Here is a 17,356-nt window from a genome sequence, read left to right on the forward strand (position 1 = left end):
TTAAATGAAAAAAATTAAACATCGCTGTTTGTTTCATTGATTGTTGGTAGTAAAGGTATAGACACTCTAAACTCATCTTTGGTATTCGAAATAATCACCTTATTCTCGGTAAGGAAATCATATCGTTTTGTTATATTTTCTAATCCAGTGCCAGTAGTGCCAGCTGTACGTTTAGGATTATTATTATTTTTTACTGTAAAATAGTTTTCTGTTACTTCAAAGTGAATGTGTAACGGTGATTGTTCATCTATTCTATTATGTTTTACGGCATTTTCAATAAGCTGTTGTAACACCAATGGAGGAACGCTTTTATAGTCAAAAAATGCTGAATCTACTGCATCATGTACTTTTAGAGCTGTTTTATAGCGTTGTTCAATAAGTAAAAGATACTGTCGTGCCATCTCGTATTCACGTAATATAGGTATAATTGCCTTTTCATTATTTTGGAGAATATACCTATATACCGAAGCTATATTTTTCAGAAATCTTTGTGCCAGTGCACCATCCTCATCAATTAAGTAATATAACGTATTAAAGTTATTGAACATGAAATGTGGGTCAAGTTGGTTTTTAAGAATTGATAAATTTGCCTTTATAATTTCCTTTTTGAATTGTTCATTTTGTATATGAGAAATGTAGTACTGATTTTTCCAGTTAAATGTCAGCAAAATTAGACCAAAGATCATACAAATTGCTAGCCCGGTCAAAGCAGAAAATATTATATGCTGTATCATAGGAGGCTCACTACCCAGAATCAAATAGTCTAACCATTTATAAAAATAAAAAGAGATCGTATAGGTAATTGTTCCGCCAATACTACTTCCCAAAAAGATCCAAATAGAGTTTAAGTTCTTTTGCACTAACTTTTTCTGAAACCTATGAATTACTTCAAAACTTAAGTAAATAATAGATATCCATAACAATAAAAAAAGTAGATCTATTCTAGGAGCTTCTTTAAATTTTGATGCAATAGCTATAATGCTAAACATAACCATCCCCACAATAAAAACGATAACAAGTCGCCATCCCAGAGATAACTTAGGTGTTTCTATATTCATATCGAATCATTTTACACTAATAAAAATAGGCAATTGAAGGCAAAATCTATTTTACGAAAGCAGATTTACTCTACTATTCTATAATTTTGTCGTCATGCTCATATCCTATATTGCATAGTTTATCCTTTAAAAAATTAAGTTCAAAGGTATAATATTAGGGTTCATGATATTCTTCAAAAAAACACAATACAAACGAAGTATTTTTGAGGTATCAATCTCAAAATAATATGCAATGAAAACTATTTTTTCTTTATTTCTAAGTATTGCCTTTTTATCTACAACATTCATATACTCACAGGATAAAATTGATTTATCAAAGTACAGTTTTCAGATAGAGGACTTCAAAGATGATACATTTTTATCCTTCACAAAACAGCGATTAGAAAACAGTCAATTTGTATTTGTAGGAGAGCAGCACGGTATTAAAGAAGCAGGGCTTTTTACAAACACAATATACGATATAGCTCAACCTTTTGGTTATCAAACGCTTTGTATAGAGACAGATGCCATAGCTGCAGAAAAAATAACGGCCATAGCCTCATCTAATGACCCTATCGGTAATGCAAAAAAATTACATCAGGAGTTTCCTTTTGCTATTCCTTTTTATAATAATGAAGATGATTATGATCTGTTTACTAATGTGATTAAGAAGAAAGGAACGCTCTGGGGAATTGATCAGACTTTTATGGTTCAGTTTCGTCTCAATTTTGATTATATTATTTCTACTACAGCCAATAAGCCCCTAAAAGAAAAACTAAAGGAATTAAAAAAGGAAGCCGATGAAGGTTATCAATATGCTATAGCTAATAAAAAGTACGGAGCGACCTACATTTTTAAATATAACGAAGCTTTACACAAATCGTTACTAGAACTAGCTACAGATACCAAAGAAATCGAAATTTTAAAACAACTCTGGAAAACTAAGGAAATATATGCCTATAATATGATCACCAAAGAGTATTATAAAAATAACAATACTCGGAGTCAATTAATGAAACATAATTTTTTAAACTATTACAATACAGTAAAAGTCGATAATAACACTCCAAAAGTAATCTTTAAACTAGGAGCCAATCATGCGGCAAAAGGATTAAATCGAACTAATATCTATGACATTTCTAATATGGCTAGTGAATTGGCTATTACCAACAAAATGCATTCGTTACATTACATTGTGATGGGTATAACTGGAAAAGCTGCTATAGGAAATCCATTTTCACCTATTCCTGTAGTGCCATTTGATAATATTAAAGATTTTCCAGAAGAAATTAAGAAGATAATACCAACCATAACCAAGAAGTATTATGTGCTGGATTTAGCTTCTTTAAGGTCTTATGCCTATTCTAATTTTTCTGATGCCTTTAAGAAAACTATATTTAGATATGATGTTCTTGTTCTGGTAAGAAATGCAGAAGCGTTTAAGGGCTTTTGATACTTTGACACTATATTTTATTCTGTGAATTACTTTTAATATTGTAATGTTTCCTTTTATTTTTTCGGATTTTTAAAATTTTCCTTAACAAACCTTTATTAATTACCTATACAAGGAATTGTTACTTTTAAGAATGTAAGAGAAATATTTTCAGGATACTTTAATCACAATATTATGAATAAAATAACCGCTGTACTATTAGTGCTTTCCATTTTATCATGTGAAAAACCAGTTGACATTGAGGTCGAAAAACATAAAATCCAGTCATTAATGGATCTGGTAGAACAAGCTCATTTTAACAAAGATGCCAATCAGTTTTATCAACCTAATGCAGAAGAGTGGTATGATGTTAGAAAAGGTAGTATACAACGAATAAAAAAATCTGATAGGATTTCGGGTACTCAATCATACTTGGACACTATGGAGTTTCACCAACTGGTTAAACGTGATGATCCTATTATTGAAATATCTGATGATGGCTCTATGGCTAGCTATATTGGATCAGTGACTGTAAAAGGAATTTTAGAGGATGAACCTGTATATTGGGTAGTTTCCTGGCAAAGTGTTCTAAAAAAAATCGATAATGAATGGAAAATCATTAGCACTGCTAATACAGAGGCTGATGCATACACTACTGCAGAAATAGTTTTGAATCAAGTAAGAACTAATTTAGGTATTTCTGGCGATTCTGATATGTTTTCTATCTATACTCTAGCCGATTGTAAAGGTCCTAAGAATTCTTTTAAAACTCTTATACTATCTAGAGAAACTGATGGGAGAATGGAACAAGTTTATAATAAAGACCATAGCATTATAAAACATGGAAAAGATGCCTCATGGTATTACGACGTAAACACACAATCACTTACCGAGTCTTTAAGTACGGAAATGCAAATATTTGCGCGAGGTCATGAATTACATTGGTTAAGTTTTAAACCCGAAACCCGATATGCCACTCCTGTTTTAAAAGGGTTTACCAAATTTCAGAATCAAACTGCATTTCATATTCAATTTAAGGATAATGCTAATAGACCTGTTAACTTTTATTACGCTTTCAATTCCTTTCTTCCGTTAGGTTTTGATATCAATACGAATGAAAAAGGAGATTTGGTAACTGTTATTTTTAAAGATTGGGAAAAAATAAATGGGATCTCTGTTTTTAAACAATCAACTTTTATTCAAGGTACTGATTTATATAACTACAATTTTATCGACATCAAAATAAATCAAGTCAAGGATCAGGACTTTGAAAGTAAAACAGGTTTAATAAAGTAAATCTTGATTTAGTAATTTTTAGATCTAAACAATAGAATTCAATCCTAATAGAACCTATTAAAAAACGCGCATAAGTTTATGCGCGTTTTTTATTTTATGAATCAAAATATTTCTCGAGATCTAATTATTTATTTTTTGAGATCCACGTATTGATTTTATTTTCTAATAATGCTAGTGGCACACATCCGGTTTCTAAGACCTGATTATGAAACTGGCGAATATCAAATTTATCTCCTAATGCTGCTTCGGCTTTAGCACGAAGTTCTCTTATTTTTAACTGCCCAATTTTATAAGATAATGCTTGACCTGGGTTAGCCATATAACGTTCGATTTCTGAAGTAATCCCTGCTTCTGATTCTGCTTCATTATCTAATGAATATTGAATTGCCTGCTCACGTGTCCAGCCTTTAGAATGTAATCCTGTATCTACAACAAGACGAACGGCACGATGCATCTCTGCTCCTAACATTCCGAAATACTGATATGGATCTGTGTACAAGCCTAGTTCTTTACCCAAAGATTCACTATATAATGCCCAACCTTCACCATAACCACTATACCATAATGTTTTTCTGAATTTTGGTAATTCTTCACTTTCCTGAGTTAATGAGATTTGATAATGATGGCCTGGTATTGCTTCATGTAAAAACAACGATTCATCACTATAAGTATTATACTTGGTTACCTCTGGAATCGGGGTGTAAAAAATCCCCGGACGCGTACCATCTAATGACCCTGGATTATATTCTGCACTAGCTGAGTTCTCACGGAAAGCTTCTGTTCTACGTACTTCAAATGGTGTTTTTGGCTTTACATCAAACAGTTTTTCAATTTGTGGCTTCATGCGATCATGGATTGCATTAAAATTGTCGATTACTTGTTGTGGTTCTGTAAATGGCATCAATTCTTTCTTATTACGCACATGATCAAAAAATGATTTTAGATCTCCGGCATATCCTACTTGCTCTTTAATTTTTTCCATTTCAGAGGAGATCCTGGCAACTTCAGAAAGTCCCAGCTTATGAATCTCATCGGCTGTCATAGTCGTTGTTGTGTACAACTTGATTTGATATTGATAAAACTCTTTTCCGCCAGGAATACCTTCAATACCAGAACTAGCTCTACCCGCTTCCATATAATCTGTACTCATAAATTTATGAAGGCTTTTATAGGTAGGAACAATTTTTTCGGAAACCATTTTGCTGTAAGCTTCTGTTAATTGTTTTTTGTCTTCATCAGAAAAATCTTCTGGAAAATTCTTTACAGGAGTATAGAAAAGATGTTGATCCAAGTTCTCAACCGTTAATGCTTCTAATTGTGGAAGCACTTTTACGATCAATGATTTTGGTAACACATACCCTGCAGCCATACCTTCTTTCATTTTTGCTTCGGCAGATGTCATCCAATCAATATATCCTTCCAGACGTTTTAACCAATTATTATAATCTTCGACAGTTTTAAAGGGTTGTGCGCTTGCACCGCTAGCCAATTGCCCGGCAACAAGATTAATAGACCACATTTGATCGATAGGAAAATAGTCTTGCTTAAAATTAAAACTTTCTAAATTCATATCACATTCCCAATTGAGAATTGCCTTAGTCATTTTCTCGCTTTCAGATAATGTAGTATCATCAAATTGCGCCAATTGCTCCTTATATTTTTTAAAGTAAGCTTTAGCTTTACTTACTGTTTCATCTGCAAGAGGGTTAGGAAATTGATCGTTAAATCTATTATCCCCAGCAAAAGTAGCTTGTACCGGATTAAGCTGCAGACCTTCTTCATAATAATTATCTAGCATCTCGTTAAATTTGGCACTAACATCTACCTTTTCTACAGGTTCTTTGGTAGTAGTAGCTTCATTTTTACAAGCTGTAAAAATCATAGCAAAACAAGCTATAGAAAGCATCTTTTTGATCATGATATGGTATATTTTTGATTTAGGAATGAAAGATAGGAAAATTAGCACGAAAAGAAATGCACCTTAACACTGTAGTAACTTCTCTAAACAAACGTTGACCTCACAAGTTTTACGAACTTGTGAGGTCAATGATGTACTGGGTTTTGGTAAGCTTTTGGTATACTTATTTTTCTATAAGTAAAATAGCTTGTTTTCTTTTTCTAACTGAAAATTTCGTTTTTGACATAATTCTTTCTTTAAGGCTCTTTACACAAAATACAAAACGCTCAAATACCAGGGAGTATAACATTACATTAAGGGCTAATCCTCCTATAACACCATAGATTCCTTTAAACAATTCTGAATATCCTATAGTATTTGTAGGAAGATTAACTATAGAATATAATTTTAATAAAAATTCTGTTGTGGGAGTTAAAACAAGTGTTTCTTCATTGTTGGCGTATCCAATTAGACTACATATTGCTGCTAAAACATAAAGTAAAATAAATGTAACAATATATGTATGTATATTAATCTTTTTCATCTGTATATCTGGTATTAAAAGTTATAATAAAACTGTTCCTAATACTGTGCAAGATATAGTCGTTTAAGCGCGTATAAAACACCGTAAACGATGAAAATTAGGGTACTGAAAACAGGGATGTTTTATACCCCATTTACTGGTATGATGTATTTAAAATCTATCAAAAGTAAATTAGTATTCTCTAAGGTATTTCTCTTTTTCTTTAAGTGCAATAGCTTGTTTTCCTTTTCCGGTCAGAAATTTTGTTTTTAAGGTAATTCTTTCTTTTAGTCTTTGAAAAAATACAATGAAGTGTAAATGCGGCCCTGTAGCCCAACCTACATCACCACTATATCCTATAAATTGACCTATTTTTATCTGATCTCCAATGTTTACCTGTGCTCCATTTTTTTTAATATGGGTATACTCGGCAAAAGTACCATCACTATGATAGATAAGAATAAAATTGTTATACTTGGCGCACTCGGCAGAGGTACAACTTTTACTAAAACTTTCTTCGATATCTACAACGACTCCATCCCGTGCTGCATAAATTTTAGTTCCTACTGGCATTTTAAAATCTAATGCATTTTCATTTTGATGAGAAGTAGCTCCATTATATCCTTGGGATAACCAATATTCTTCTCCTTTTTTAAATGGCAAGTAGTATTTAAAACCGGTATCGTATTTTTTTTGGTTATGATTTCCATGATTATAGATAGATTCATATCCCAGTTTTATGCGTTTTTTTCTATCAATTACTTTTAGATCCGTAATTGTATGTCTTTTTGTTTTTGCTGGTACTACAAAAACTTTATTGCTACCATTAGTTGATGTTAAGTTTTCTAATCTGAAGTCTATTTTTGCAGATACAGGAGTATATTCATCATTATCTGCCAGAATCTTAAACCCATTTTCTGTTTCTTCATAATAAAGTTTAAAGTTATCCTGGGAAAACATACCTATTGAAAACAGGCAAAAAATAAGAAGTAAAGTACCTTTCATAAGTTTTATTTTATCTAAACAGCTACAAAAACTATACCGATAGTAATATGTTAATCAATCAATTAACAAGGTATAACCAATAAAGAAACCAAATCATTCTACATTCAATATATGAGTAAATGAATGGTATTTTTATTACTATAAGGTACCAAAAATTTTAAATTTATCTAATTCGGGTTAAATTAGTAGTTAAATTTGTATGTAACTCCTCCTAAAACTTGTATATCCTGAACCGGGAAATTTACCCAACGTTCATAATTATCTCCGGCCAGATTGTTTCCTTTAATAAAGAAAGATAGTTTGTCACTTAACCGATATCCCAAATTTACATTAGCATCAAAATAGGAATCCAGAGTTACGACAGACTCAGGAACCGTAGGTAAAGAAACAACTTGATTATTAATATCTTTTCGTTCACCAACATAAAACAACTGTGCTCCTACATACCATTTCTTATTGATTTGGTAATCCATAAGTACAGAAGCTTTTAGCTCAGGAAGATTCCATGCTTCTTGTTCATCTTCTGAGCTATAATTAAAATATTCTGCAGAAGCTCCTAATTTAAACTTTTTGCTAATTTCGAAATTTAGCTCTCCATACCCTATTAATGTATTAACATCGTCATAGCGATACGAAAATGAGTTTCCATAATCAAATCCTTCACGTTGTAATGTTGGTCTTACGTTATTAACAAATAAAGGTTTCTCATCTTCTGAAATATAACTTCCTCTAAAATTATAACTTACTACATCAGATATTTTCCCTTTCAATCCTATATAAGCATCATATAACATGTTTGTAGGTTCTATAACTAAAGTTGGGGATACAAAAGGATTTTTTTGCACTGCATCCCGATATGTATTTTGTTGTAAATCACCTTCAAGTCCGCCATAGGCAATAACAGCTTCTTCTAATAATCTATAGGAAGCAGTTACTTTGGGATAAATAAAGAAATCATTATCACTATTTTCTGTATCAATACTATAATACACTGCTGCTCCTAGATTTAAGGTAAGGTTATCTCTTAATATTACAAGACTTGGATTAACTCCAACATTTAAAACACCATATTCATTAGGAGTTTGGAACGCGAGATCGCGTTCGAAACTTCCTTTTAAATAATCTGCGATAAAATTGGTTGTGATTAGGTTATCTCCTATTTCGAACTCAAAAGTAGGTTTTGCTATCACATGGTGTTCTACAGAACTTAAAGCATCGCCAAAATATCTATAATTTAATACTGCTTTCTTAAAATACAGATCATCAAATTGAAGTTTCCCTCCTAGTTTTGCTCCAAAATAACTTTGTTGTGGATCAATTGCATTAATCTGTTCTTGTGTTAATGATGGAATATCTGGTAACCCATACCAATTGTATAATTGGTGCTCCGCTCCTACTTCTATACCATACGTATAATCTCTTGTACGGGATGTATAATTAAGATCAAGAAAAGTATTATAAAATTTATCATCTAATTGCACCTCTTCTATGCCTCCCTGAGATGAATTATGATGCAAATACAATCCAATATTATCTGATCGGTTAAGCTGAAAATTACTATAAAACTCTGCGAGAACCGATGTAAAATTCCCAAATCCTAATGTAGCATAGTTATCATAGATATCTATGGGTTTTGGTCTATCGATATTGGCTGCTCTTCCTTTTGCAGGTGTATATGTAGATGCTACTGGTACCGAAAAAATACTATATCGTATTTGTTTTTTCTGTTGTGTCACAGAATCATTAAGAACAGGAGTAGATTTTACTTTAAATGCATCACTAATTGTTGGTGTGTAAGCTTTTACAATAACCACACGTTCTGTCTCCAGAGTTTCATTTTCTTTTTCCTGAGCGAAGCCATTTACCCCAATTATAAAAATAGGCGCAAAAAGCAATACTCTGGACCTCACAAGTCCTGAAGGCTTATGAGATTTGTTTATTTTCTTAAAATATGTAAACATATAACACAACTCGTTTTAATAACTGATTATTACTGCTCGGTTTGGATGGATGAATTTGTTTTTGCCTCTTCGGCTTTGATTTTTCTGAGTTCGGTTTGTGCTTCATCGATAACCTCAGAGAAATCGGCGAAATTTTTAATTACACTTTCCAAAATATATGTGGCTTGATAAGCATCTTTAAGTCCGTAAAAGTTTTTAGCCATAAGTACTAATCCTTTAGAACCATATAATCGATATCCGGGAAAATCTTTAGACAATTTTTGAATGGTTTCATTAGAAACCTTGTAGTTCCCATCTAGGTTTTCAAAATACGCATTATAATATAATGCTTCGGCAGCCAATTCTCCTGTAGCAATTTTTTGTACCTCGGCATATGCTCTCTTTGCACGTTGCATATCTACAGTCTTAAATGCAGCTCGGGCAGTAAAAATCTTAGCATCACTTTTTACATCCTTTTGAATTTTTGGATTCGCCAAAACCTTATCAGCATATTCGATGGTTTTTTGATAATTCAACAATTGATAATAAGACTTCATCAAATTAGATTGTGCAAAAATGATATTTTGTGGATAATCGGCAGCTCCTTCTAAACGTTCTAACACTGGGATTGCTTTTTCATATTTACGATTCTCCAGATATACTTGTGAGAGCCTTGCTAATGCCTGCTCTGTAAACTCGGTTCTATCTTGCCTCAGTACAAATTCGTAATGTGGGATTGTTGCATCTTTATTTCCTTTCTTGAAATACAGTTGCGCCAGATGAAAATGACTTTTAAGAGCGTGCAAACCATTAGGGAATTCATTGAGGTATTTCTCAAAACCGCTAATCGCACCATTATCATTATTTTCTACAAACTGTTTTTCTGCAGCTTCAAAAGCTGTATTATCCAGATCAGCATCACTAACATCTACAAAACTTAATCCTTTTACCCAGCTAGCATATTCATTTGTTCTTCCTAAATCTACGTAGATTAATCGTGCAGTATTCACAGCCTGGATTGCTTCATCAGTACCGGGATATTCTGCAACTACCTTTTTAAATTTAGACAAAGCTCTGTCTCCTTGATTTCCATTATAATAAATTAGTCCTTGCTTTAGTAATGCTTTTGGCACATATGAACTTCTGGGTACATCTCTAATTAGACGATCATAAGCATCAATACCTCGCTGTGTTTTATTTTCAGAAACATACACATCTCCAAGGGCAAACATAGCATCATCCCGATATGTTGATCTGGGATACATTTTTAAGAACATCTCTAGATCCTGGATCTTTTTATTATGTTTATTCACAAAACCATAACTAATTGCTTTTTGATAATGTGCATAATCAGAATCTGGCCCATTTTTTTTGATTGCCAGATTATAAGCTTCCATTGCCGGCCAGTATTTACTAGAAATAAAATGGCTATCTCCTAATCTTAGATATGTATCTGTTTGTCTTGCTTCATCGGTTTTGTTACTCTTAGAAAAAGTTTCAAAATATTGAGCCGCCTGGGGGTATTGTTTCAACTTAAAATAAGTATATCCCATATTATAATCTATATGTTCATACTCACTGGTCGATGAAGCTCCTGTACTACCCTTAAATTGTTTAAATCCAATCAAAGCATCATCAAAATTGTTTAGTAAGTAATCACTCTCAGCTTTCCAGTATATAGCTTTGGCAGTAAATGTCGGATCGACTTGTTCTTTTAAAGATTTATCAAAATAGAGTATTGCTTCTGGATAATTATTTTCAGAATACAATTCTATCCCACGGTAAAAAGCTACTTTTTGATACACTTCTTTATCTGCAAAATTTCTACTTCCTTCAAGCAGATCCATCGCTTCTTTATAATTCTTTGATGTAATATAGGAGCTGATCAGCAGTTCTTTGATTTCTTCTTCAAATTCTGTTTTAGGATATTGATCTAAATAGGATAGTAAAACTTTTGGAGCACTCTCAAAAGAGTTTCCTATTTCATAGCTTAATTTTGCATAATTATACGTAGCATCTTCCTTGATTTTAGCTTCAAAATCCATCTCTGAAGCATTCTTAAAAGCATTTAATGCTTGTTGTTTTTGATCTGTTTTAAGATACGATTCTGCCAGGTGATAATATGCATTTTGGGCTGTAGCATTACGCCCATCTACAATTTTATTAAATTCTGAAATTGCATTTTGATACGCTCCTTGTTTATAATAAGCATATCCCAATAAATAATAATCTGTATTGTTCCATTTGCCTTTTCTTCCTTTATACTCTTTAAGGTATGGAATTGCTTTATCATATTCACCAAGATTAAAATAACTCTCTCCTATAATTTTATTTAACTCAGATCTTTCTGAACGTTTCGATTTAGGTAATTGTACTAATCCTTCATTAATAGCTTCTTCAAAATTTCCTGACTTGAAGTTCATATCACTCTGGAAATATGACAAATTCTTATTGTATTGATCCAGATCCTTTACTTCGTCAAACAATTTATCGGCTTCTTTATAATTATCTCCTTCGTAGGCTATAAATCCAAGGTAATACTTTGCTTTGGCACTATATTCTGGAGAATCTTCTACACGATTTAAAAATTTCTTCGCTTCATTAAATCGTTGAATTTTGAAATAAGCATATCCATTATTAAAATTATATTTCTCCTTTTCTGCCCGGCCTAAATTACCTTCATCAACTTTATCATACCATTTACGTGCATATGCATACTTACCATTATCAAAATAGTATGTCGCTGCATCAAGGTATGCTGCATTACGCTTAATACTTGTAGGGTATTGTACTACAAAATCTTCTAAAAGTTGATCTGCTCCTTTTTGATTTAGCCATACTGCACAGTTTGCAATATAATAAGTACAATCAGCATCAATATTCTCATCTGTAGAGGCATCTTTGACCTTATCAAATAAGTTTTGAGCTGCTAGAAATTGTTTATTATTATACAATTCGAGAGCCTGATTATACAGTACTAATTCATTGGTGTAAATTGCGGATTGCTGTGCAGACATATGTGTAGACAGAACAATCACAAAAAGCATCGAGGTGATGTATTTGTTCATTTAAGTAAGTATTACAATCTAAAAAGTAAATATCGTTTCCCGCGAATAAATTTTGTGTTAAAGATACCCTAATCTTCTATTTTAATAACGAAATATTTTAGATATAATTACATCGTAAATTTAGAATTGTGAATACTTTATGAATCACTCATATTTTTTTAAGGTCAATTTATTACAAATAACACTCACAACTTGATTTGTTTTTTCATTTATTTTATATCGCATAACATATACTTTGATGTATCAAAAAAGCCAATTGACATAAATTTATGTTTTCATTAACAGATGATGTTAAATGATATTTTTTCTTCGATGGCATTACCTCTTCTATACTGATGATTGTTTTTCTTTTTATTATGTGACACCTGTAAAACAGCATATTAACATATTGATTATCAATATTTTACAACAATTAAGGTTTTCTAAAAAAAAAGTTAATTCCTATTTGTGACAAATGACACAACGGGACACAAATCACAAAACAAACAACTTAACATCAATACATTAGCACTACAATTTTTTAATAACTTAACACAAATTCAACATGAAAACAAAACCAAATTTTCGAATTATTAGAAATGCTGTTTTAAGCATTTTTATGACCACTGCTCTGATTTCTTGTCAGAAAGAAGAATTATCTAACGAAACTTCTCAAGAAATCCCAACATCGCAACTCTCTAAAGAGGTGAAAGAAAAGTTATTTAGCCTGGGAGTAAATGCTAATTATGCAGAAGAGTACACAAGTACCGATGCAAATGGATTATCCAGAGAAGGTTGGCTTATTGGTGATATTTTTATCCCTAAAAAAGATCTTTTTGAAATGCCAAGTTTAGATGTTAACCCAAAAAATGGGCAGAAAGCATACAGAACTACAAATCTAGTTGCAAGAAATCGGACCTATACTATGGACAAATCTAGATTGCCTAGACAACTCCAAGATGCTTTAGGAGAAGCTGCAAGAAGATTTAATGCTCTAAGACTCAGCATCAGGCTTAGCGTTGTTGATAACCCTGCTGCAGATATGCTTTTCACTGCTACCGCTGGAACAAATCAAGCTGACTTCCCTGCTGGTAATATGCCAGGACGAAATATCCTAATTTCACGTAATTTAATGCATTCTCACATCAGCACAGAATTCCTTATGCATGAAATAGGGCATGCTATCGGTTTACGCCACTCTGATTGGCAAACCAGACGTTCCTGTCCTGGCCCCAATGTTAACGAGGGGCATGCAGGAGTTGGAGCTATTCATATTGCCGGTACCGCAGTATCTGGCGATCGAGTAAACTCTCTTATGGTTGCCTGTGGAGATCCCGTTGGTGATAACTTTTATGGTGATGACAGAAAAGCGCTTGAGGCATTATACAAATAATCAACATAAGTTACTTTATCTAACATATCGATATAACCTTTATGATAAAGAAAACTCTTAAACACCTATAATTAACCAACTCATTAGGCCAGTATGATTTTTCATACTAAAAATAGCCAGGATCATTGATCTTGGCTATTTTCTTTAATATTACACATAAAAACCACATACTATTTATGATGAAACCCTGTTATTTGTTTAGAGTAAATGAACTCATTTAATTTTTTTCCATACCTGATTTTTTTTAACAGAAAACTTTTTACTTTTACCAAGTATATTAATTCAGAACTATAAACTATGTCTAATACGGTATTAAACCTCAAAAATGCTTCAATTTATCAACGCGAAAGTTTAATTCTTTCTGATGTCAATGTTGAAGTAAATAAAGGTGATTTTGTATATCTTATTGGTAAGACCGGTACAGGAAAAAGTAGTTTTATGAAAACATTATATGGAGATCTTCCTTTATTAGAAGGAGAAGGAAGTATTGTTGATTTTGATTTACCTACTCTGCAAGAAAATCAAATCCCTTTTTTACGCAGAAAATTAGGTATTGTATTTCAGGATTTTAAATTGCTTAATGACAGAACGGTAAAAGGCAATCTTTTATTTGTCCTTAAAGCTACAGGGTGGACAGATGAAAAAGGTATGGACAGTAAAATTGATGATGTATTGGATAAAGTAGGTATGAAAACCAAAGATTTTAAATATCCATATCAATTATCGGGAGGAGAACAACAACGTATTGCTATTGCCAGAGCATTACTAAATGATCCCGAGTTAATATTAGCCGATGAGCCTACCGGAAACCTGGATCCACAAACATCTGTCGAGGTTATGGAAGTTCTAAGGGATATCAATAAAAATGGTAACACTATACTTATGGCAACTCATGATTATGCTTTATTGCTTAAATATCCATCTAAAACATTAAAATGTGATGGAAATAAAGTATTTGAAGTTGTACAAAGAAAAGGGTAAAAAGAGATTTATAGGTTTTAATAAATCTAGAATTTCAAGTTGATTTTGTTATCTGTTTTCTATATAAATATTAAGAAGCATATTTACCATAGTTAGAGTGACTACCCAACTCGTAATCCATTTTCAACCTTTAAATCAGGACTTAACAAAGTTACTTCTTTATCTTCTCCTACTGCACCTAAAACTAAACATTCACTCATTATATTAGCGATTTGTTTTGGCGGAAAATTGACTACGGCTATGACTTGTTTTCCTATGAGTTCTTCAGGCTGCTGGTATAGTTGCGTAATCTGTGCAGAAGTTTTTCGCTCTCCCAGTTCTCCAAAATCAACAATCATTTTATATGCTGGATTTCGTGCTTCTTTAAAGATTTCTACATGTATTATGGTCCCCACTCGCATATCCACATTCATAAATTCTTTCCATTCCAAATCTCGATCCATTATTTTTTATTTCAAATTATTTCTTAAAAGTATTGAAGTTCTTTTAAAAAATAACATTTTAAGTATCGATCTTTCAAAAGAGCAGTAAAAACCGTATTAAAACAATGTTTTTTGCGTATTTGACCGTTATTAATTGTATTTTACCGATATTTTGTTGTTTTTTACAAGCTTAGTTACAGGAATTATTCTTACATTTGTACCACACAAGTAAAACATTGTATACGATAATTTGCCCCAAAATATAGAATTAGCCCCAAATACCCCAATGCATACCCCAAAATATCGACGATAAATCCCGAGTTAACTCGGGATTTTATTTTTAATACCAGTTATAGTTTTAACTTACTGTAATGAAAAACCCCCGAGGGATTCTCGGGGGTTTTTTATTTTTATATGTATACCTTAAAAGAGTTTAAACGATTTTATTTCGTTTACGTTCAACTTCTGTTAAGTAGATTTTACGCAATCTTAAAAAGTTAGGAGTAACTTCTACGTATTCGTCTTTTTGGATATATTCTAAAGCTTCTTCTAATGAAAACTTGATCGCAGGTACAATCTTAGCTTTATCATCTGCTCCCGAAGAACGTACATTTGATAATTTCTTCGTTTTGGTGATATTAACAGTCATATCATCACCTCTAGAATTTTCTCCAATCACCTGTCCTTCATAAATATCTTCTCCCGGATCTACAAAGAATTTTCCTCTATCCTGTAGTTTATCAATAGAATATGGTATTGCCGAACCTTTTTCCATAGAAACTAATGAACCATTAATACGCCCAGGAATATCTCCTTTAAGTGGCTGATATTCTTTAAAGCGGTGCGCCATAATAGCTTCACCTGCAGTTGCTGTCAATAATTGATTACGCAAACCAATGATTCCTCTAGATGGTATCATAAATTCACATACCATACGATCTCCTTTGGCTTCCATACTAAGCATTTCTCCTTTACGCATAGTTACCATTTCTACAGCTTTTCCTGATACATTTTCAGGTAAATCAATAGTTAATTCTTCGATTGGTTCACATTTAGTACCATCTATTTCTTTAATGATTACTTGTGGTTGTCCAATCTGCAATTCATATCCTTCACGACGCATAGTTTCAATCAATACTGATAAATGCAGTACACCTCGTCCGAATACCAAAAACTTATCTGCACTATCTGTATCATTAACTCTAAGCGCTAAATTTTTCTCTAGTTCTTTTGCTAATCTTTCTTTAATATGTCTAGATGTTACAAATTTTCCGTCTTTTCCAAAGAAAGGAGAATCATTAATTGTAAACAACATACTCATGGTAGGTTCATCGATAGCAATAGTCTTTAATCCTTCAGGATTCTCTATATCTGCTACAGTATCTCCAATTTCAAAACCTTCAAGTCCTACCAGTGCACAAATATCGCCAGCTTCTACTTTTTCTACCTTCATTCTTCCAAGGCCTTCAAAAGTGTGAAGTTCTTTTATCTTAGATTTTTTTATCGTTCCATCTCGTTTTACCAAAGAAACCTGCATCCCTTCAGTCAAGGTTCCTCTTTGTAAACGTCCAATAGCGATACGTCCTGTAAATGAGGAGAAATCTAATGATGTGATCAACATTTGAGGAGTTCCTTCTTCAATTTTCGGAGCAGGAATATGCTCAATTACCATATCAAGCAGAGGTTCGATATTATCTGTTTCATTCTTCCAGTCTTCGCTCATCCAGTTATTCTTGGCAGAACCATATACTGTAGGGAAATCTAATTGCCATTCTTCTGCACCAAGTTCAAACATCAAGTCAAATACTTTTTCATGAACCTCGTCTGGTGTACAGTTTTCTTTATCTACCTTATTAACCACAACACAAGGTTTTAACCCAAGGTCAATTGCTTTTTGTAGTACAAAACGAGTTTGTGGCATAGGCCCTTCAAAAGCATCTACCAAAAGTAATACTCCATCTGCCATGTTCAATACACGCTCTACCTCTCCTCCAAAATCGGCGTGACCAGGAGTATCAATAATATTAATTTTGGTTTCTTTATAGATAACCGAAACGTTTTTTGAAGTAATGGTAATTCCTCTTTCGCGCTCCAGGTCATTATTGTCCAAAATTAAATCACCTGTGTTTTCATTTTCACGAAATAATTGACAATGGTACATAATCTTATCTACCAACGTAGTCTTACCGTGATCTACGTGAGCAATTATCGCAATATTTTTTATAGCTGTCATAAACGCCTCATTTTTAAGGGTGCAAAGGTACGAGATATTTTGACAGGTTGTATGCGAAAATTTAATTATTAGAAAAGCTCGGTAATTGATTTCATAAAACTGCTCTATGAAACTTCTTTTAATTCTATATTTTAAGCAGTTAGAAGTAAA

General features: G+C 32.5%; 12 protein-coding genes. 4 read left to right on the forward strand and 8 right to left on the reverse strand.

Annotation, left to right across the window (positions count from 1 at the left end):
- Positions 1-14: 14 nt before the first annotated feature.
- Positions 15-1,058, reverse strand: coding sequence for a sensor histidine kinase (locus DG435_RS20135; RefSeq protein ID WP_106793638.1), 1,044 nt, complete (start codon positions 1,056-1,058; stop codon positions 15-17).
- Positions 1,059-1,290: 232 nt separating this feature from the next.
- Here DG435_RS20135 and DG435_RS20140 point away from each other — a divergent pair, with 232 nt between their 5' ends.
- Together DG435_RS20140 and DG435_RS20145 are read left to right on the forward strand one after the other, a co-directional pair.
- Entirely contained in the window at positions 1,291-2,490 is a 1,200-nt protein-coding gene (locus tag DG435_RS20140; protein WP_106793637.1) for a hypothetical protein, read from the forward strand.
- A gap of 174 nt (positions 2,491-2,664) precedes the next feature.
- The gene (locus DG435_RS20145; RefSeq protein ID WP_106793636.1) at positions 2,665-3,765 is read left to right on the forward strand and encodes a nuclear transport factor 2 family protein; all 1,101 of its coding nucleotides are present in this window, start codon (positions 2,665-2,667) and stop codon (positions 3,763-3,765) included.
- A gap of 124 nt (positions 3,766-3,889) precedes the next feature.
- Here DG435_RS20145 and DG435_RS20150 read toward each other — a convergent pair whose 3' ends face one another.
- From DG435_RS20150 to DG435_RS20170, 5 genes are all read right to left on the reverse strand, one after another.
- Positions 3,890-5,683 (reverse strand): DUF885 family protein, encoded by a 1,794-nt coding sequence (locus DG435_RS20150; protein WP_106793635.1) that lies wholly within the window; start codon positions 5,681-5,683, stop codon positions 3,890-3,892.
- A gap of 163 nt (positions 5,684-5,846) precedes the next feature.
- Positions 5,847-6,206 carry a hypothetical protein gene (locus tag DG435_RS20155; RefSeq protein ID WP_106793634.1) on the reverse strand — a complete coding sequence of 120 codons (360 nt, stop codon included), beginning with the start codon at positions 6,204-6,206 and terminating at the stop codon, positions 5,847-5,849.
- Between the two features lie 171 nt (positions 6,207-6,377).
- Positions 6,378-7,190, reverse strand: coding sequence for a M23 family metallopeptidase (locus DG435_RS20160; RefSeq protein WP_106793633.1), 813 nt, complete (start codon positions 7,188-7,190; stop codon positions 6,378-6,380).
- Positions 7,191-7,372: 182 nt separating this feature from the next.
- Entirely contained in the window at positions 7,373-9,151 is a 1,779-nt protein-coding gene (locus DG435_RS20165) for a TonB-dependent receptor (RefSeq protein ID WP_106793632.1), read from the reverse strand.
- 29 nt (positions 9,152-9,180) lie between these two features.
- Positions 9,181-12,198, reverse strand: a complete 3,018-nt coding sequence (locus tag DG435_RS20170; protein WP_106793631.1) for a tetratricopeptide repeat protein — start codon at positions 12,196-12,198, stop codon at positions 9,181-9,183.
- 544 nt (positions 12,199-12,742) lie between these two features.
- Here DG435_RS20170 and DG435_RS20175 point away from each other — a divergent pair.
- Both DG435_RS20175 and DG435_RS20180 read left to right on the forward strand, forming a co-directional pair.
- The gene (locus tag DG435_RS20175; RefSeq protein ID WP_106793630.1) at positions 12,743-13,570 is read left to right on the forward strand and encodes a M57 family metalloprotease; all 828 of its coding nucleotides are present in this window, start codon (positions 12,743-12,745) and stop codon (positions 13,568-13,570) included.
- A 297-nt stretch (positions 13,571-13,867) separates the two neighbouring features.
- On the forward strand, positions 13,868-14,551 hold the full coding sequence (locus tag DG435_RS20180) for a cell division ATP-binding protein FtsE (RefSeq protein ID WP_106793629.1): 684 nt from the start codon (positions 13,868-13,870) through the stop codon (positions 14,549-14,551).
- Positions 14,552-14,652: 101 nt separating this feature from the next.
- On the opposite strand, the gene DG435_RS20185 is transcribed toward DG435_RS20180, so the two are convergent.
- Both DG435_RS20185 and typA read right to left on the reverse strand, forming a co-directional pair.
- A complete protein-coding gene (locus tag DG435_RS20185; protein WP_106793628.1) occupies positions 14,653-14,994 on the reverse strand; it encodes a tRNA-binding protein in 342 nt (113 codons plus the stop codon).
- 412 nt (positions 14,995-15,406) lie between these two features.
- Positions 15,407-17,206 carry a translational GTPase TypA gene (gene typA, locus DG435_RS20190; RefSeq protein ID WP_106793627.1) on the reverse strand — a complete coding sequence of 600 codons (1,800 nt, stop codon included), beginning with the start codon at positions 17,204-17,206 and terminating at the stop codon, positions 15,407-15,409.
- Positions 17,207-17,356: the final 150 nt, after the last annotated feature.

The organism is Aquimarina sp. Aq78 (genome assembly GCF_900299525.1).
GTDB lineage: Bacteria > Bacteroidota > Bacteroidia > Flavobacteriales > Flavobacteriaceae > Aquimarina.